General features: G+C 36.8%; 14 protein-coding genes. All 14 read right to left on the bottom strand.

Going from position 1 to position 20,533, the window contains the following annotated elements:
• Positions 1–5 precede the first annotated feature (5 nt).
• The 14 genes from K429_RS0127075 to trpA all read right to left on the bottom strand — a co-directional run bounded on the left by K429_RS0127075 (position 6) and on the right by trpA (position 20,529).
• Positions 6–1,142, bottom strand: a complete 1,137-nt coding sequence (locus K429_RS0127075; RefSeq protein ID WP_029328808.1) for a glycosyltransferase family 4 protein — start codon at positions 1,140–1,142, stop codon at positions 6–8.
• Positions 1,139–1,765, bottom strand: coding sequence for a DapH/DapD/GlmU-related protein (locus K429_RS0127070; protein ID WP_029328807.1), 627 nt, complete (start codon positions 1,763–1,765; stop codon positions 1,139–1,141). The genes K429_RS0127075 and K429_RS0127070 overlap by 4 nt, the downstream gene beginning before the upstream one ends.
• A 3-nt stretch (positions 1,766–1,768) precedes the next feature.
• Positions 1,769–4,738, bottom strand: a complete 2,970-nt coding sequence (locus K429_RS0127065) for a CotH kinase family protein (RefSeq protein ID WP_029328806.1) — start codon at positions 4,736–4,738, stop codon at positions 1,769–1,771.
• Between the two features lie 34 nt (positions 4,739–4,772).
• Positions 4,773–5,891, bottom strand: coding sequence for a glycosyltransferase family 1 protein (locus K429_RS0127060; RefSeq protein WP_029328805.1), 1,119 nt, complete (start codon positions 5,889–5,891; stop codon positions 4,773–4,775).
• A complete protein-coding gene (locus tag K429_RS0127055) occupies positions 5,888–7,117 on the bottom strand; it encodes a glycosyltransferase family 2 protein (protein WP_029328804.1) in 1,230 nt (409 codons plus the stop codon). Before K429_RS0127055 ends, K429_RS0127060 begins: the two co-directional genes overlap by 4 nt.
• Positions 7,111–8,607: an O-antigen ligase gene (locus K429_RS0127050; protein WP_029328803.1), complete on the bottom strand. Its 1,497-nt coding sequence runs from the start codon at positions 8,605–8,607 to the stop codon at positions 7,111–7,113. The genes K429_RS0127055 and K429_RS0127050 overlap by 7 nt, the downstream gene beginning before the upstream one ends.
• A 25-nt stretch (positions 8,608–8,632) precedes the next feature.
• Positions 8,633–10,798, bottom strand: a complete 2,166-nt coding sequence (locus K429_RS0127045) for a hypothetical protein (protein WP_029328802.1) — start codon at positions 10,796–10,798, stop codon at positions 8,633–8,635.
• A gap of 7 nt (positions 10,799–10,805) precedes the next feature.
• The gene (locus tag K429_RS0127040; protein ID WP_029328801.1) at positions 10,806–11,645 is read right to left on the bottom strand and encodes a TolC family protein; all 840 of its coding nucleotides are present in this window, start codon (positions 11,643–11,645) and stop codon (positions 10,806–10,808) included.
• Between the two features lie 31 nt (positions 11,646–11,676).
• Complete coding sequence (locus K429_RS0127035; protein ID WP_029328800.1) at positions 11,677–12,849, bottom strand: sugar transferase; 1,173 nt, start codon at positions 12,847–12,849, stop codon at positions 11,677–11,679.
• A 26-nt stretch (positions 12,850–12,875) separates the two neighbouring features.
• Positions 12,876–13,235, bottom strand: coding sequence for a PleD family two-component system response regulator (locus K429_RS0127030; protein WP_007662320.1), 360 nt, complete (start codon positions 13,233–13,235; stop codon positions 12,876–12,878).
• A 36-nt stretch (positions 13,236–13,271) separates the two neighbouring features.
• Entirely contained in the window at positions 13,272–15,482 is a 2,211-nt protein-coding gene (locus tag K429_RS0127025) for an LruC domain-containing protein (RefSeq protein ID WP_029328798.1), read from the bottom strand.
• Between the two features lie 198 nt (positions 15,483–15,680).
• Positions 15,681–18,278, bottom strand: coding sequence for an LruC domain-containing protein (locus K429_RS0127020; protein WP_029328797.1), 2,598 nt, complete (start codon positions 18,276–18,278; stop codon positions 15,681–15,683).
• A gap of 304 nt (positions 18,279–18,582) precedes the next feature.
• Entirely contained in the window at positions 18,583–19,620 is a 1,038-nt protein-coding gene (locus K429_RS0127010; protein ID WP_029328796.1) for an asparaginase, read from the bottom strand.
• 132 nt (positions 19,621–19,752) lie between these two features.
• The gene (gene trpA, locus K429_RS0127005) at positions 19,753–20,529 is read right to left on the bottom strand and encodes a tryptophan synthase subunit alpha (RefSeq protein ID WP_022210224.1); all 777 of its coding nucleotides are present in this window, start codon (positions 20,527–20,529) and stop codon (positions 19,753–19,755) included.
• Between the last annotated feature and the right edge of the window lie 4 nt (positions 20,530–20,533).

The following is a 20,533-nucleotide window of genomic DNA, read 5'->3' as shown; positions in this document are numbered from 1 at the left end:
AACAATTATAATTTAGAATCTTCTTGAAAAATTTTATCTTTACATACCTTTTTCATTTGCTCTTTCCAGGATAAATGTTTGATAGACTTTCTAATTTCTTCTGGTGGTATAGATTGTGAGTGGCAAAAGTTAATAATTTGCAAGATGTTTATGGGACTTTCATTAGCAGGAGCTTTCAATATATAGGGCATGTAATCAAAATCGTCATCCGTTTCTGAATAAATGAAGGCAAAACCACGTGCTGCATACTCTCTATTTTTTAGAGTTTTTATATTGAATATTCCACTGCGATGCCGTCCTAAACTACCGATAGCAAAATCTGCATGATTGAAAAGTTCGTTTAACTCCTCACCATGTTTGGCACCATGTAGAATGACATAAGGGGCTATTTTATATTTCTGTATGGAGTTTATAATCTCATCTTTTTCCCTTTTTCCTGCTATATTACCTACAAGATGAAAGTAAACTTTATACTCAGGATTTTCCTTGTAGTACAATCCTAAACCTTGGATGAGACGATCAAAACCGTGCCAGAAGTGTATCTCGGCAACACCTATTAAATGTATCTCCTTACTTAAATCATGAATGTCTTTTCTCAATGGTATGTTCGAAAAATCGATGCCATTAGAAATACGTATAGTACGTTGCCCGAAAATTTTCGTGTCATTGGAAAATGTAATAATAGCATCTATATATTTACAGAAACTATACCTGAATAATTTATCAATATAGAGGTAAATTTTTCGTGCAGAATTACTGAATTCATGGTCATAAGGATAAGTAGGTATCTCTACAACTATTTTAATCCCGTTTTCCTTTAATTTTTTTACTAAGTGTATGGTAAAGGGATTGGCATTATGGTAATATCGTATATATACCCAATCTATTTTATTCTCTATAGCGTATCTTTTGATGGCAGTAAAATCAATACGTTTTTTTATTTTAGCTTGTATTCCAGTTCCTAAATCAGCAATTATTTCATCATTAATTAACCATTGTCTATGTCCTTCAGAAGATACATCATAATGACAAGTACTCACATCCATACCACACTCTTTTAGGGCACGTATTTGATATCTGATTTTTTTGCTGATTCCATTATATTCTTGGAATCCGTGAAAGATAATAAATAGCACTTTCATACTTTTATCCATTGTTTTTGTTCCAGATCATATCTTTTTATTACTTTAGCTGGATTACCTACTGCAATACTATAATCAGGAATGTTTTTTGTAACGACACTTCCTGCACCTATTTGACAGCGTTTTCCTATATGTACTCCTGCTACAACAACAGCATTAGCTCCAATATGTGTGTCTTCGTCAATTATGACTTCTCTTTTATCGAGTTGCTGTTCTGAAGAGTTTTTAGTGCCATCCTGATAGCAATGATTGAATCCTGAAATAAACACGTGTTGGCCTAATCCGCAACCATCTTTTATGATTACTGGACCAATAACAACACTACCTATCCCAATTCGTACTTTGTTACCTAAAATAACATCTCCTGCACCATTATTAATTGTGGTAAAATCTTCGATGGTACATTTTTGGCCTATCTCAAATCGCTTCCATGGAAATACATCTATGCGTGATCTTTTCCAGCGAATAATACTACCTTTGCCCTTTTTATGTACAAATGGATTAAAGAAAAGCTTAACCCAAAGACGTGGTTTAGGATTATCGGGAGGACTGATTAGCCAGCTGCTAAATTTCAACAGCTTTTCGTTCTGCTTTATATTCCGTTTTAACTTTTCTATCATCATTTCTTATCGTATTATTTTATACCCCCATCGTTCATTGTCGGATTCAACAATAATTAAATAAACTCCTTTAGGATATTCTCCAATACTAATATATGATTCTTCCTGAGTGAGGAGAATTTGTTTTAGCACATTGCCATTTAGAGAAATAATCTTTAAGTTTTTTCCGTTCAAACATTGAACGAAAATTTGTTCGTCTGAACTTTTGTATACCACTGGGCGTTTAGAGTTGATTATATCGGTAATATTGCTCACTAATGGAAAATCTTCTGTGTAGTCTATCTCATTGTGTATGGAATATTGATTCATAGATTTAAAACTCGGAGTTGTGAAAGTATACAATGTTAGCCCACCGTCAGGATAACGTCCAAATGAGGTTGTTTTATCATGGGAAGCATAGCAGACAGAATCTACTAATATCACTTCATTAGTTTCATCTATTTTAGAAAGATATACACTACCACCTGTTTTGCTCAACTTAAAGTTAGTATGTAGTATACCTCGCTCAGGCTTTTTAGAACACCATATTATACTATATCCGCCAGCTGGAATAGTCGTCTTTTTACTGTCAGTATCTGCAAATTGAAACATTGTAGGATTGTTCTTCTCATTTGAAATGTAATATTTAGAAAAATCTATTGATTCACTTGATGAATTGTAGAGTTCTATCCAGTCTTCATATTTATAGTTATCATCTACATAAGAAGCGTTATCTGCAGATATTTCATTGATGAAAATACCATTACGACGTACCATTCCACTTGACTCATATATTGCGGTCACCTGCATATCTTTTTCTACGGATAATTCTATTGATGTTTCAGTTTGTTTTCTTATATTGTTATCCGAATCTATAATATTCCAATATGCAAACTTTTCACCTTGATCGTAAAGCGGTGCTTGTAAATGTAAGGATTTGTTTTCAAACCATTTACCATCATAAGGTAATACTGGAATTTGTCGTTTGTTGAATAAAATTGGAGTTCCTGTATGTGTTGAGTTGATATTTAGAGAATGAATTTCTCCTAAAGAAAAATTAGTCTTTAAGTGATCGAAAATTTGAGAACAAGCAAGTGCCTCATATTTTATTGTATTCTGAGTTGTCTTTTCCAATTCGCTTTTTCCTTGAGTTGGCCATTTTTCTTGGTAATAAGGGTATTCAGTTTCAATAGCTTTTTTCATTTCTGTTAAACGTGTTTTAAAACGTTCAGGGGCATATACAGAGCTTGCTACGAGAGACTGTACTGTGATATATTCATCTTTAAATTTTTCATTATTAAGAAGGTATACAATAAGTTTGGTTGAAAGTAGAGTGGAGGTACTCTCTATTAGAGCTTGTAATTTATTAATAGGACTTCCACCTACAACCCATTGATCCAAATCTTGTAATATCCATTTCCATTTTCCTCCTTTTGCATGGGGACAGAAAACCAGCTGATTATTATTAGGCCAATCCATATTTTTCCCCATAATTTGGATAGACATATAATAAAGAAAATTATCTATATCCATTAATTCGCATATTTTTTCATAATCTTCATTTTTGCTGAAATTAGAAGAACGTACTATATTTTCAAATTTATTCCAGTTTTCTTTGCTTCCATTAGATACTACTGGTCCCCAAGCAAATTCTATCATATCAAAATCTGTTTCGGATAACCCATAATATGAATATATCATATCTTTGTTTTTCCGTTCACGGAGGTTATAAATTCCCCAATATTCCCCGTTTAAATAGACTACTGCGGGAATTGCAGCTTGGTAATTAAGAGGCGTAACGTCTGCAAGACTTTGTATGCAAGCATCATGTACTAACTGTACAGTAGTCGAAAATTGCCCTCCACTTCTGAGTAAGAAGCTTTTATAGCGTAAGCCTTCGCGTGTTGGAAATAAGGGTACATCAAATCTTTTTTTACCATGTTTTGTTTTTCCTTTTATTTTGAAAGATTTTTGATCATATCCTCTTGAAGCATTTCCACTAATAGCTAAACCTATTGGTTGGCTAATGCTTACCTCGCGTTTCTCATCTTGGAACTCAATATAGCCCCAACGTGTCCAGTCACGGTTATAATTTGCCTTAGGATTGTTTGCTGTAAGAATAATGCCATTTGTTCCTATACAATAAATGCCTATCATGTCATCGTATAAGTTTTCTGGGGCAGTAGTTAGGAAAATGATTGGGAGATTTTCTGGTTTACGCTTATTAATCATATAAGTATTAGTGGCAATTAATCCATCTAAACATCCGTCTTTAAAAGCTCTTGCACGTAATACTGTTGTTGAGGGGATGGTTATTTCATTCGTATAAAGTGTACTCTCAAGAGTTGGTTCTGAAGCATCAGTAGTATAATAAATTTGGGCCCCCTCTGTTCCACAGGTAATTTTGACTTTAACGGTACTTTCATAAAATCCACTTTTTGTAGAAATTTTCGGTGTTTTTATGACTTCTGTAGCTGTTACAGCCTTGTTATTGGTGTTACCAAAAGTGTTCCTTATAAAATAAACTAATGGAGAAGTTGTATCACCATCAACTGGGCGTCCATAACTAATATTGGGGTATTGTTGACCATAATTCATGGTATCATATATATTTCCATTCTTATCCGCTACAGATAGGAAACCACCATCATCGGCATCAGTATCTAAAGAATAGCCTGTTTTGCTATTTATTAATTCATCATTTAGCCATACAACTGCATATCCTTGGGCTGGTAAAATACGATCATCTGAGATTTTGTATTTTAAAGGTTGTTCAGAATCATCAGAGAAGTACAGATTTTTTATGTTTATGTCAGTATTTGAGCAATTGTATAATTCAATCCATCCTGAATAATCATAATTTGGATCTAGTTCCTGGTTTACATTACAGATGGAGATTTCATTAATAAAAATCTGGGCATGCAGGATGTTAGGTACGGAGAATAAGATAAAAAAAACTCCAAATAAGAATGCTATGATGTTGTGTGTCGTTTTCATAATATCATCATTTTATATAACAATAATGTTTGCTTTATAGTAATGCGTTTTGATAGATGCTCGTTAATTGATTAGCTGTTTGCTTCCAAGAAAACTGCTTTACCCGTTCTAATCCATAATTTTGTTGTTGTTGGTACAACACATTGTCTGTTTCCAAACATAATAATGCATTAGCAATCTCTTCTGGTTTATAAGGATCGATAGTTAGTGCCCCTGGACCTGCTACTTCAGGCATAGATGAAGTATTTCCTGTAATAATAGGTGTACCACATGCCATAGCTTCTAACATTGGAATTCCAAAACTTTCTCGTAGTGACGGATAAAGGAAAGCAAATGCTGCATTGTAAAGAGTTGCTAAATCATGATTGCTTATATAGCCTGGATAATAAAGATGAGATTTTATATCAATAATATTTTCTTGTTGCAATAGGGTATTGATATATTCTTCTTTCAGGTCAGCAATGAGTAATGGACGTTTAATCGTAGACCGATGTAGATAGATACTATATGCTTTTAAAGTACGAGCAGCGTTCTTTTTAGGATCTGTATTACCGAGGAAAAATAGAAAATCTTTTTCAGGGATGTATTTATGAACAATATTCACATCTGCTTCTTGTTGGTAGAAGTGAGTACTATATCCATTGTAGACAGCTGTAATGCGATCTGAAGGAATATTTAGAGCTTGACGAATACGATTACATTCGAAATGTGATACAGTAATAATCCTTTTACACTTCTCTAGAATACGTGGAACCACTAAACGACGATAATACCATCCCATTTCTTGATAAAGTGATGGACTCCGATGTTGACGAGGTTCTAAATAAATGATATCATGCAATGTCAGAACTAAGGGTACCGGACATCTTATAGGGGCTGTGTTAGATGTACAATGTAATAACTCAACTCCTAATTGCTTAACAATTCGCGGAAGCCCCACTTGTTCCCAAAGAGGATAAGTCGGATATTTCAGTTCAATAATTGAAAGGTTGGCACTGTTTTCTATGCAGCGGTCCTCACCTGGTGCGACAATGACATAATATTCATTACCATCATTTCGTCTCTGCAATTCACGTATGGTTTCTAACGCAACAAAATCCATTCCATGTTTATTGAGACGAAAGATACGTTGGGCTTCGATTGCTATTTTCATATTTCTTTTTTCTGTCTTCTTTCTGTTTTTTTCTTTCTTTTACCACCTCCAAATAATCTTGTTATGTGGCTGAAGATTGATGCAAATACTAAAATAGGAAGAGCCCATATGGCTTTTTTGAAGCGCTTATTGACTTCGCCATCTGGCAGAGCCATCAAAAATGTAATGCCAATGACGCCAAGTAATATGTACCATTTGAAGCTGAGAGTCCAATCAAGTAATGTGATTCCAATAGCGCATAATCCAATAAGGGCAATTAAAAGGAAACGGGATGGCATCAACCATTGGAATAGTTTAAGAGCATAATCCCATTCACCTCTTAATAAGGTTATTGGTAATTTTTTCAGTGCAAAAATAGTACTGCTATATTGTGAACGAAGCCAACTAATACGTTGCGCTTCATATCCATTAGCACTTTCTTCTTTCTTACTGTAACATACAACTTCTTCTAAATATTCTGTGTATATATTTTGTTGTAATAGAGCTGTTTCCATAGCTTTACTTAAATCTGCTCCTTTCAGAGTAGGGGCTATCTCGTGAAACATTGTAAAATCAAATGCCATTGCTGAACCTATGAGTGCGGATGAAAATCCCATACGAGTATGAGCTTTACGGAAGATATTATTATTGATTTCTTCACTAGTGGCATTCAATACAGCAATACTGGTTGTGAGATTTTCTGTCATGCGATGCGCCTGTATTGCATCGCAACCAGAATAGTATGCATTATTGAAATAATTCAGGGCACTAGGTACAATGCGGTTGTCTGAATTAAATATAACGACCATATCATATTCTTCAGGAGAATATCGTTCCATAACTTGCTGGATAGCATATACTTTGGTGCATTGTTCTTTGTCTGGGACAACAATGTTTACTGGCATTTGTAGCAAGGTGACAAGGTCTTCTTCAGGTAACTGGGTTGCTGCAACTGCAATGTCGTACTTTTCACGTGGGTATAACTGGGTATCCAAAAAGTGATTAATGGAATTAATAACTTCTTTACCATTGCGTAATACTGTAAATAACACAAGAAAACGATATTGAGTTTTTGCCAGCGGGTAGGGGTTTTTGTATTTGCCTAATGAAAAAAGAGCACATACAAAAAGGTATAATACCGGAATAGCTAATAGCAGATATAATACAGCATCGGCTATTTGTAAGGCATTGTTGTTTTCGTCTACCCACCAATCGGGATTGAATATGGAAAAGATATCGCTCATAATAAAATTGTATTACTTGTTTTTTTATTTGAATTCTGGTTACATTTACTGATCTGCTTATCTATATATGCGCCATTCATTATAAATGCTAAAGATGCAACTAGTACGAAGTTTGTAGGAGGCTGTCCCATTCCCTCTCCTACATATCCATTGAGCCACATTCCAAATGTACCGCATGTTAAAGCGGCTAATGTGTGCATCAACTCTCGATTTTGGATACGAAACATGACTATATAACAGCACCGTAATAATATAATGCCATATATTATGAGTTGGAGAACTAAACCTACAATGCCGGTTTGTATCCATATACTTACATAATATGAATCAGGTGGGAGATTACCTTCTATGTAACTACCATCTTTTGCAGGCCACAATTTAGGAATATCTTCCTCTAATCCTACACCCAATGGAAGAGTTTTCAGATATTCAGCAATCTGTTTTCTATTCTCTATGCGAACATTATATGAGGCATCCTGCGTTGGTTGGAATGCTGTTCGCATACGGCGTATAAATGAATTCCCATTTCCTATGTTAGTAAAAGAAAAGAATGCAAATAAAAACAGTCCAGTAATAGCAGATATCATCATTACTTTTACACTTTTACAAAGTAGACAATATAAGGCTATTCCTCCAAGGGGAACTATTATCGCACCACGTGTTCCCGACATCAATAATCCTATTAATCCCATCAAGGCTATACTTCTATAAAACCAGGCTAACCATTTTTGGCGAGTGTGAAAGCCTACAATCGAATAGACAATAGTAATGATTCCCATGTGTGGACCAAAGTTACCTGCATCAGAAAAAAATGAAAAATAGCGGATACCACTATTTAAAATATGAGTTACAGCTCCACCATTAATAAGCCATATCTTTTCTGCATAATCGAAGCCAACATATCTTTGATATAATAGTTTTAAAAAGGCTGTAATAGTGAAGATTCCCCAGACGATTAATCCTCTTTTTAACATTTTGGGGCTATCTAATAATAGACAGGAAATGAGATATAATACGAGGGTGCCTACTATCCAGTTACGAATTCCCGCAGTAATACCTTCAGAATGGATACCCGGGTTGACTAATTGAACTAAGATGAATAATATCCAAACAATATAAGTAACAGTTAATACATTTATTGCATTGGATAGTTTTATATCAGATTTCTTACGAATAGAAATAAATAAGATTGATATGAATATATAGACCAAGAGTATATCTAAGCCCACACTTAAACCTTCTTTACGGCTATAACGCATGATGACCATAAAATAATATGCATAAGTTGCATATAGCAAATATCCAAAGCGAGGAGTTTGAAGTCCGTATATAAGTATAATACTTGCTAAAGGAAAACAAATGACTGCTATTGCTGCAATTAAGTTTTGAGTAATAATGGCATAGGCAAGAGCTGCCAATCCCGCAACAAGCAAAAAGTGAAATAATGCTTTAGGGGGCAATTCACGGATAGAATGTTGATTATTATATGCCATTTTTATCTATATCTAAATGATTTGTTTATTTTACTGCTGCTTTTTGAGAAGTCAGCCCTAGTTGTGCCAAGCGACTAAAGAATGAATGAATTGGCATTTTAGGCGGTAACTCACCTGTAAATGATTCAACAACATCACGATCAGCATTATTTAAGTACAGCAGGAATGGAGTTGTTTGCAAGGCTTCTTTTATGGGATCAAGGGTGGCATCGTCACTGTTTCGCCATAAACGACAAGCATTTGCTATTAATAAATTTGCATCAGCCTTTTGAAGCACCGGTAATGGTATAGATGCATCTTTGATTGCAGGATATTCTACTAAAATAATGTCAGGTATCTGCTCAACTTCATTGAGTTGCCAAAAATCAGATAACTGTTCTGCTTGTACGTATCTTTTGTCTTCGGTTTCAAAATCTAAGTCATGCCGTACTAAACGTACATGAAGTCCTTCTGATTTCCAATATTCCATGAAGTACTTAATTAAGAACGATTTGCCTTCTCGAGGATTAATACTTAACAAACTGATTATGGTCGTTTGTCCTGGTTTCATATATTTATTTAATTGACGGCAACTATAAGCTGCAGCAATACGATTGCAGGCTTTAAGAAAACCACGGTATTTCAGGTTACTGATACCATTGAAGGCTGCAATGACGGGTAATCCCGTGAGACGCTTGCTGCGGTAAGGATCACGTAACGTACGGTCAAGCAATTCTATAAGAAGGAAATAAGTAATAATGAACACTATAGTACCTACAAATGCAATGAGGATGTAAAGTAAACGTTTTCGCCCATTATCTGTTAATGGATAATCTGGAGGAGCTACTGTCTGTAAGTTACTTGTGCTCATTTCAATATTTTTGAGACGGAGATTTGCATCTGCCAGTCCCTTGAGTTGTGTGCGATAGTTGTCTTCAGCAATATCAATAGCACGCTGTTTGCGATTTACTTGCGTACCGATAGGGGACATGTGACTGTATTGGCTAAATATATCTTCTTGACGTTTTAACAGTACTTGCAATTCTGCTTTAGCTTTTGCTTCATTGACACATGCAGTCAGCCACTCATTTACCATACTTTCAATACCGACACCTTCTTTAGTAAAATTGTATTCATTAAGATTGTCAGAAATATGGCTAATATTGTCTTCAGCTTTTTTAAGAGCTTCTTTTTCTTTGCGTAATTTGCTATCAGTTTGCTGATGTTTATCAGTGGTAAAGATTTCTTGCTCCATAATGCTTTGGTTCAGTGTGCTGACTTTATTTAATTCTTGCAACAAATTTGTGTTGCTACGAATTATTTGAGCGCGTACATCCATTCTTTCATCAAGCATATCGCGCAAAGCTACAGCACCTTGATAGATGCGCTCGGCTTCTTCTAGACGATCTTCGACTTCATAGCGGGTAAATGCTAATGCTTTAGTTTCCTCCGGATAGTTTATAACACGCTCTTGCACATTATAATTCATCAAATCGTCTTCTTCCTTATTTAATGCTATTTTAGCGAGCCGTACTTGTTCTTGAAAATAAGCGATTACATCATTTGTTGATTTGAAACGAAGTATTTCGTATGCTTTTATTAATTCATCAATTAAAATACTAACTGTTTTTTGAGTGATGCCTGGATCGGCAGAAGTATATGTTATTTCAAGTATATCACTATTTCCTGCACGTTTAATATTTATACTCTCTAAGGCAGCTGCACTATAAAATGCAACTGGACGATTAAAAATTGAATATACGAAATTATTACTGCTCTCTTTCCGGTATGCAGTAAGATTGGCTAATGTTTTCTCAACATCTTTCCGATCTACTAAAGCTAATACTTCTTTTGGAGCCATTTGTAATAACTGCCGATAATGTTTAGCTTGGATATATTGATTGTCTTTCCATTCTTCACCGTAGGTAAGCGAGTTAGCTAATAGACGAATAGAAACCTTTTCTAATGTGCCTCGTGATTTTGCTATATTTATAAGGTTGTCGAAAGTACTGGTTACTACTCCAAAATTAATAGCAGAACCATCAAGAGAAGTAGAAGTAGTAATACCAGCATATAAGCTACTTTTCACGGTATAGCTATATGGAAGAAACTGAGTGAAGTAGATAACTAGACTTGTAACAAAAATAGTTCCCCACAATAGCCAATAGCGAATGCGGTAAAGAAATTGTGATATGAATCGCATTATATCCATAAGGTATTTACTTTTCTTTGATGATTTTTACATTTGTCAGCATCTCTAGTAACACAATAGAATTGTGTAGAGCTACACGACTTTGTTCGTAAGTTGTAACCGCACCAGTACGTCGGGCGCGCTCCAATGAAAGTGAAATGATATTTATTTTTCCTTGTATAAAGTCATTTTCTGATATTTTCATTTGTGCATTATATAATGCGGCTGTTTCTGCTTTGGCTTTGATAGTAGCTAATTGTTCAGTTACAGCATTGTAGGCTTCTAATACTTTCAATTTACGTTCTTCCATTACTTCATCTTGAGTATATTGTAGCTGTTCTATATTGTAACGATAATTTTTGAGCTTTAATGGACGATTAAATAAATCACCTAAACCGATACTGACACTGGCCCCTAAATTGAAGGTATGACGTGTACCAGTACTTGTAGATTGGTACCAATCTACAAGTGTTTCACTACTTTCACTTAAAGTATTAAAACGGCCAAATGCATAGTTGCCATTTAACCGGAAATAGTTCCACCAACTACGTTTTTCAATACGATATTCGTTTTTTTGTTGTTCTACCTGTGACTGTGCTCGTTTTACTGTGGCATTTTCAGATACAGCATCCAAAAAAACAGATAATGGAGGTAATTCTAACTTTTCAATTTCAAGAGGTACTTCTTTTCCTGTTTGCATTACTGTCACAGTTTCCCATCGTGCATCTTCCATCTTTAGAAGTTCTAAAGCTTTTATACGTTCTTCACGAGTCATAGTCTGTTCTTGGGCACTAACTTCCACAGGGATAGTAAATAATCCCCAAAGGGTTACGCTACAGTAAATGAGTGTAATATACCTTTTTATCATTTTCTTATTTGCTGTATGATTAATATTGTAATTATACATTTTCTTTTTGTACAAATGCTGTCAACGTCTTAAAAATAATTTTCATATCTAACCAAAATGAAAAGTCTCTAGCATATTTGATATCCAACTGTTTTCGTTCCTCTGCAGACATTTTACCTGCACCACCTCGTTTTTCTACTTGCCATAATCCGGTTAGGCCGGAAGGAGCCATAAAGCGATCTATATAGGCGTCACTTGTTAGTAATTCTGCTTCATAAAGTGGAAGAGGACGATTTCCCACAATACTCATGTCACCTTTCAAAATATTAAATAGTTGTGGTAATTCGTCAATACTATATTTGCGAATGATACGTCCTACTCGTGTTATGCGTGGGTCGTTTTCAAGTTTAACAAATGTATTCTGTTGAATTTTCTCTTTCTTCTTGATAAAATCTTCTTCAGAAATCACGAAATCGTCTGAAATTAAAAGGTTTTCTTCTTCATCAGGTGTTCCTGAAAGATCATCAAAACGAATTTCAGGCCCTTCATCAGAATTTTCAACTTCCTCAATTTGATATTGATTGAGAGCATTCAGTTCTTTCAAACGCTTATCTGCATTAGTATACATAGAACGAAATTTCAGAAAATCAAAAATCTGGTAGTTAGAACCAACACGTTGCGATTTGTAGATAATTTTTCCCTTACTTTCCAAACGAATGGCAGCAGCTGTTCCTATTAATATTGGAGAAAGAATAATTACAGCGGTACCTGCGAAGAGTATATCAAACGTACGTTTCCATAAAGGAAGGCGAAACGTATTCAATATCTTGCGATGGGTTTCACTAAATTCTTTCAGCTTGCTTTCTTTCCGTGCTTTAAGATAAACGGTCATACGTTGAATACTATCTTCTTCAGCATGGGGTGGAAGTGTGTTATTAACTCCGGCTTGTAGGTAATTTTTTCGGTCTTCAGCTTTTAATGCTTCAGTAATAAGGGTGATATAGAGTCGAGGATAACGTTTACGTAGATAGCTAATTTCGATATAATCAGCTTCACGTAAGTCGGTTTGTTCGTAAAGAATGGATATGTTATACCGATCACGAATACCATCAATAACTTTTGCCGCTTTCTGTGAAGAAGATACGGCAACGAACATACCCCCTGTAACTTTGCTCAGGTGATCAATTATAATCCGGTTATTTCCGATATAGATATAGTATAACATGTGTCTTTACGTGTTTTTGTTATTAATCAGATGAATTTCTTGAGGCGCACTTTCAACTCCATAGGATTGAAAGGCTTCAGTATGTAGTCCACAGCTCCTTCTTCAAGCAAACGGATACGTTCAGTAGTACTTTCTTCACTAGAAAGCATCATAACGGGAATGTGCTTAAATAACTCATTACTTTTAAGGTAATGGAGGAATTCCGAACCTGTCATTTTCGGCATACGTATGTCGGATATGATCAAGTCTGGTTCATTACCTTCGTGTAACCAATCGATAGCTTTTAAGGGATCTTCACAGTACACAAAATCATACTCTTTTCCCAAATACATAGAAAGTACTTTGCCTATGGAGGCTTTATCATCCACTAATAATATCTGTTTCATTATTATAATTTATAATTGTTCTCTACCTGTTATTTATTATCTATAAACTTTTCCTTCATTAGGGTACTTATACCAATCTTGGCTAACGTTACGGTTGCGAGCCCAGTCTAAAAACTTAGGATAAGCACAGTCGTTGTTATCTTTTTGATTACTGATATTGATACTTTCGTTGGGGTAACGGAAATTAGGAACACAGATTGCCCATGTGTTATTACCAGCTAATTCAAGATTGGTCTCTTGAACAGTACCCGCATTAGTAGCACCGTATTTCCAGAATTCATAGAGGTGGACTTCCACACGCTTTTCCATGCTTTTATATTTGTACGCAATGAAAAAGTCTAAATTATCTTTGGTGATGATTGGATCTTCCTGTTGATAGGCATTGTTTTGCTCTATTTTAACTTTGCAAGTGTAGACTGGGGCTGTCGCCTTTCCTGTATTTACCATTGTTCCGGAAGATACCCCAAATACTCTGTGTGCATTTCCAAAAAGTGGGATTGTCATATCGTTCTCAATACCTGTACTGAACATGGAATTAAGCAAAGTTGCTTGGAATTGATCTTTATCTCCACTAAAACTAATATTGCCAATAGCTGATTTTTCTATTCCAACAATACGTAATCCGGCACCAATCGTTTTGGTAGCTCCGGCAGCTGCTAAAGCGACATTAAGATAGGTGGACGTGATTTTATTGTCTGCTCCACGATCGTATTCAATGGTTACATCCAATACGATGTCATTAAAGTCGTAGTCTCCTACAAGAGGATAATTGTCTTCGAATACATAAGTATAAGGCATTGGATCAGAAGGAATTTCACTTCCTTCTCCTGGATTGTTACCTTCACCGGTACAGTCTCCTTTAGGGATGATGACAGGGGATTCTCCCCATTTAGAGAAGTAAGTCAGTTGGCCTATGTATCTCCAAGTATCATTGCTCCAATTACTATTAAAACTGTTAAACTCAAAATAAATATTTCCTTGGGCAGTGTTAGGATTAAGTTGAATATCTGCTAATGTCCCTACTTTAATGAGTGAGGGTTGCGAACTACCTGTAAATATTGTCTGCATAAAAGACGCTTTATTTATGGTAATCATGCAATTGTCACCCAGAGTTATTTTCTTCCCTCCCCAAGTTGCAGGGTATTCATTGATAATGGCGGCACAATTATCACCAAGAGTTAAATCTCCCCGGAATTCGCCGGCTATATCTAAGTAGCACCCATTTTCAATATAAGTATTGTTAGTGGTTGAGGTGATTTTTGCATGTCCTTGGTTAATTAGCTTTCCGCCACTGGTTATATCTAATGTTCCTATTTGAAGAGTACCATTATTATATAAAATACCTTGGGTGTCTATACCAACATAAGATACCTGAAGTGTGCCGGCATTATAATTATATCGCTTGTAAGATCCGTTGGAATAATAAATCTTGTTTCCGTTTACTATTCCGCCTTTATATATCATTAAACGGCTATTTTCTATAAATGACAATGTTTGAGAATCCGGGATTGTGATTTCTCCTCCATTCATTACATAGAAGTCTATTCCACGTTGTATATTTAATCCCATAGTGGGATGCCATTTACCTAAGATGATAATAATGGCAGGATTATCATAAGATAAACCATTTTTATTGATAACACCTGTATATACGTTTCCTGCTGATATCTTATATACTTTTCCATTCAATAAATCTGTTTGGGACGTAATCTCTTCCGCCTCTTTTAGCATTGCATTGATGTCGGTTTCTGAATATTCAGGGGTGTATGTTTCAATTGAAACAGATCGTGTCATAGAACGTGTATGGGTAGCATTGCCGAATGTTGTGCTCACTTCTCCATTAACTATAGATACATAGCGGACCACGTTACGGTTATGCGCATCAGTACGGCATACAAACACATCTGTTAATGTGATAGGACAGTCCATTGTAGTAATGAAAGAAACATTATTGCTCATAGTTCCTTCTGCTAATAATTTAGCTGTGGAATTTACTATTAAAGGATTGCTGTCGTAAATGCGAATGATGTAGTCTGTTTCAGAGTCTTCGTATACACTTATGTTAACTTTTACTTGTTTGGTCATTTTCCAATCCATCTGCGGGTCGATGTCTTTGACAGGGAACTTATCCTCATAAGTTGCTTTAACCTTTTCGGGGCTAAAGACATCTTTTTCGCAGCTACTAAGAACACATAAAGTGACTAATAGGGCTGACAAAAATAGACTTATTCTAAGTTTCTTTTCCATGACCTTGTTTGTTTTGCTTGATTAATAACAAAAATACGTACAATTAAGATAATAACAATTTTTATAAGGTTTAAAAAGATTGTTTATTAGTGATTTTTAACTATATGATGAGGTATTCTGAATAATACCTTTCCTTATTGCTGAAAAAGCCGATGAATAAAGAGATTCATCGGCTTTTCTCATCAAGGAATTTTTGAATTATTCTTTAAATACTTGACCATTGTGAACTGTGTACCAATCTTTATATTCTTTGCCACCACTGGTTACCCAGCTAACAAAGTTTGTGTACACATTTTTGATATTCTTATATTCCAAAGGCCATGCAAATTCTGTCGGAATAACAATCCCCCATGCTAAGTTTTCAGAACTCAGATAATAACATTTTGCTTCTGCAGATGATTTATCATTTCCTTGTCCAAATAGTTTAGTGTTCCCTAGGTCGGTAGGAGCATACCCAGCTACATGTATTTCTGTACGTTTGATTTTAGAACTTGCCTCTTTTGATATAATAAATACATCAAGCTGGTTGATATTGAGATCCTTGGGTTGCACTGCACCTTTTCTGAATTCTATGGATATTTCAAATTTAGCGCCGTTCTTATTGTTACTGTTATTTGCAAGGGTATTGACATAACTCCTGTCATTTTCTGAATTGCCTATGAAGCGGTGCGCATCATTGCAAATGATGATTACAGGATTGCTTTGATTGGCTTCAAAACCCAATGGAGTGGAATTGCTTGTGACACCTTCTACGATACCTTTCAGCTCTACGACATTGGAAGCTGCAAATCCCAGGAACTGAATGCCTAAACCGAGTTTCTTGCTGGCACCTACAGCTTGTAAGGTTCCGTTGAGTGTGTATGTTCCTACAGAGCCGTCTTCATGCTGGGCAAAAGTTACTTTATCGATAGTGGCTACAATGTCATTCAAATCAAAGTCACCGTAAGTGGGCCAATTGTCCTCGAATGCAAAAGTATAGTTGGTTGCATCTTCAACGATGATCGGGAATTCCGGATCACTTGGGTCACCACCTTCGTTGCCACCGTTGATTATACCGCTACAAGATTCGATGGAATGTTTGGATTCATCGTAACCGGTGGTAGCACATGTAACGTCAAGCTGTCTATATTCGTTTGTATCTTCCCTCTCAAACACTAAATTGCCACTAATACTGGTTTTTCCGTTGTTTTTTAGTGTGAGCTGACGAATTTTTATCATGGATATTTCACCTTGTTCGCCAACGATGTTGTTGGGTGCATTGCCTAAAATGAAATTATCAGCTTTTATGATTGAGCTGTTTCTCATTTTGACATCAACCTTTTGATTACAGGTGATGGTCGGAACAGGTAGCCATTCGTTTGCTGTTTGACTCCAATCACTTGTAATAGATCCATTATCCAAAATTAAATTAACGAAAGTAAATTCATTTCTGATGATAAATGCACAGCTATTATATATCTCACCTACTGCTGTGTTATAGAAATCAGTAAGTTGAACAAGTCCATCGTTATAAACTGAAGCGCCATTGTTCCATGTTGATCCTGCCAAAGTGGCTTGGTAATGATTGATGAAACTTGCCGTACCTGTATTGTTATTGGTTGCAAGTGTTCCATTGAATTTCACATCACCATAGTTGAATATCTGACTACCGTTGATCAGGATATCTTCGCAATTTTCTATATATGATTTATTTAGTACGGTAGTTTTTATAAATTCAAGTTTACCCGCGCTTAATACACCGTAGTTAAATACTTGAGCACTATTGAAATAGCCTGTTTCTGTAGCTTTAATACTTCCGTTTTCACCAATGTATATTTCAGGTGTGCCAATATTTACCTTTACGTTTGTTGCATTAATGGAGCCGTAGATTTTGGCTGGACATCCTAAATAGAAGATGCCGCCTTGGGATTCAACACTTCCTCCACTTTGAATAGTAAGAGTGTTTTGGGCATCGATTGTGATGTCTTTTGAACCAATTATCTTACCGCCATTCATCACATAAATATCAAGTCTGGAGGCTAGTTTTTTACCTGATGCAGACAAATCCCATACTCCTTGAACAAATACAGTTGCTCTGCCGCTGCTTTCGTGAACTCGTATATTGTCTTTGAAAGGGACGTCATCTGTGTATTCCGTTCCGATAATGAATTTAGCTCCGGCGTTCAAAGCTCCCGGATTATACTGAACATAACCGTCTGAAACCGCGGGTACTTCAGGTATTATTTTTGTTTCATCATAGAGAGGCTTGATATCTTCGCTGTCCTTATGGCTTGGTTCTATGAAGCCTGCTCGTTTGGCGGCTTCGAATGCTGAACCTGTATTTCCTGTAGCTCTTGTGTCAACTCCGGTATAGTACAACTTGAAATTCATTGAGCCGCCATTCTCGGGAACTGTACGTGCGTACACTTCTTTCCGTTGCTTCGGGTCGGTCTGACGAATGTATAGTTTCTCAATGGCTGTAGGCACATTGATTTCTGTGATGTAACTTGTGTTCCCGTTTGTTACACCTGCTGCAATTGGCGTTGCATTTTTATCATGCAATGGATTGGTGGTGAATACTTCAATCAAGTACTTGTACTGACCATTGAAGTCGTCCTTTACCTCAATATTGAGCTTTACTGGGGTAATCATAGTCCAACCAAAGCCATCCGGGGCTGCAAAGCCTTCCCCGAAAGGATTTTCTGCTGGAGGTGCCTGCGGTTCCTTACTGGGATCGTACACGTCACCCGCGCAACTGGCTAAAAATATGGTGCTTACCACAGTAGCCATTACTGATAATCGGTTAATTAGTCTCATACTTGATAGAATAATATATATGAATTATAGCTTATTTTTTATTAATTAACTGTCGAAAATGTGCATATCTTGCATATTCTCGCCACAAAGATAACGATAAATTTGATATAATAATAAAAAAGTTGTTTTTTTGTTTCAGTAAGATGCTTTATTTATTAAAAATGAGTGTGATATATATAAATGGAGAACTTGTAAATTTTATCCAGTGGTTTTTTGAGATATGCAAAATAAAGCGGGTTATAGTCAATAAAAAATGTTTTATCGACTATAACCCGTTGATTTTAGACTGAATATTTTTTATCTGCTATTTAGTGATTTCTCCCGCAAGGTCAGAGTTCATCCGGTAGCGGATTTCGGCTTGATTGAGACCATGGCCAAGGAGGAACATAAGTTTGGTTACTGCACATTCGGGAGTACTGTCGTATCCGCTGATGACGCCTGCTTGCAGCAATTTCAGTCCGGTTTCGTAGCGTCCCATTTCGACTACGCCACGTTGGCATTGAGTGATGTTAACAATAATGATGCCACGTTCTGTGGCGTCCTTCAGTTGGCGGATGAACCATTCCTTCTGAGGAGCATTTCCGGAACCGAATGTTTTGAGTACAACCGCTTTCAGACCCGGGACATGGAGAACAGAATTGATGATGCTTTCCTGGATACCGGGAAAAAGAGTGAGCATAACCACATTGGTATCGAACAGGTAATGAGGCTTCATGGGACGCGTCGGATCAGGACGGCGGATGATGTGGGCGTCATATTTGATGTGGATGCCTGCATGGGCCAATGAGGGATAGTTGAATGAACGGAATGCGTTGAAGTTTTCGGCATTGATCTTTGTGGTGCGATTACCGCGCATCAATTCATTCTCGAAAAATATACACACTTCGGGAACGATGGGGGTACCATCGGGGTTCTTTGCCGCAGCTATTTCTATAGAGGTAATAAGATTTTCTTTTCCATCTGTACGCAGAGTGCCGATAGGAAGCTGAGAGCCGGTGAGAATAACGGGTTTAGCCAGATTCTCAAGCATGAAACTGAGAGCAGAGGCCGTATAAGACATGGTATCGGTTCCATGAAGAATGACAAAGCCGTCGAAGTAATCATAATTGTAGTTGATAATCTTTACGATTTTTGCCCAAAGCGAAGGCTCCATGTCAGAAGAGTCAATAGGAGGATCAAACTGATAGGAAGAGATGCGGTAATTGAAACGTTTCAGTTCGGGAACATGTTTGAGAAGATGATCGAAGTTGAAATTTTCAAGCGCACCTGTCTCTGGGTTCTCTATCATGCCGATGGTTCCACCGGTATAAATTAGCAACACGGATGGGTAGTCAGTCTTCATAAACATAACCGGGTTTGATTATTTTGGGTGCAAAGATAGGAAAAAAATAGTGATTAGGGGTAAGTGGTTAGTGATAAGTGACATTTTGCCATTACAATGTCATTTACTTATCACTAATCCACTCCTTTCCAATCACTTCTTCAACCCTTCTTTCAACTGTGTGATCGCCTTTTCCGCATCTCCTTCAGCTTCATTCAGCAGGGTGACGAATCGGCTACCGATGATAGCACCGGAAGAGTTGGCACAAGCGGCATCAAATGTCTGTTTGTTACTGATGCCGAAGCCAACCATGCGGGGATTGCGCAGGTGCATATCCTGTATCTTTTTGAAATAAGCTTGCTTCTGGCTATCGAAATCTTTTTGGGCACCGGTAGTAGCAGCGCTGGATACCATATAGATGAAGCCGTCGGTATGTTCGTCGATTTCACGGACACGAGCCTCGCTGGTTTCGGGGGTGATGAGCATGATGACACGGATATCGTAACGGTCGGCAATAGGTTTATACGTTTCTTCGTAATCTTTGAAGGGAAGATCGGGAATAATAACGCCGTCGATGCCACATTCTACACATTTCTGACAGAAAGCCTCGAACCCGAATTTCATGATAGGGTTGAGATAGCCCATCAGAATGAGGGGGATACGGACATCGCTACGGATATCGCGGAGCTGCTCAAACAAAATACGCAGCGACATACCGTTGCGAAGAGCACGGGTAGCAGCTTCCTGGATAACAATGCCGTCAGCCATTGGGTCACTGAAGGGAATACCGATTTCAATCGAATGGACCCCATTGCGTTCGAGGGTGCGGATGACGTCGGCAGTACCTTCCAGGGTTGGACAACCAGCACAGAAGTAGATGGACAGCAAGTTTTTAGGGCTGTCCTGAAAAAGTTGATTTATACGATTCATGATG

This window comes from Bacteroides sp. 14(A), from assembly GCF_000526555.1.
In the GTDB taxonomy this organism is placed as follows: domain Bacteria; phylum Bacteroidota; class Bacteroidia; order Bacteroidales; family Bacteroidaceae; genus Bacteroides; species Bacteroides cellulosilyticus.
Note: the sequence above shows the minus strand (reverse complement) of the source record. Positions and strands in the feature narration are given on the sequence as shown.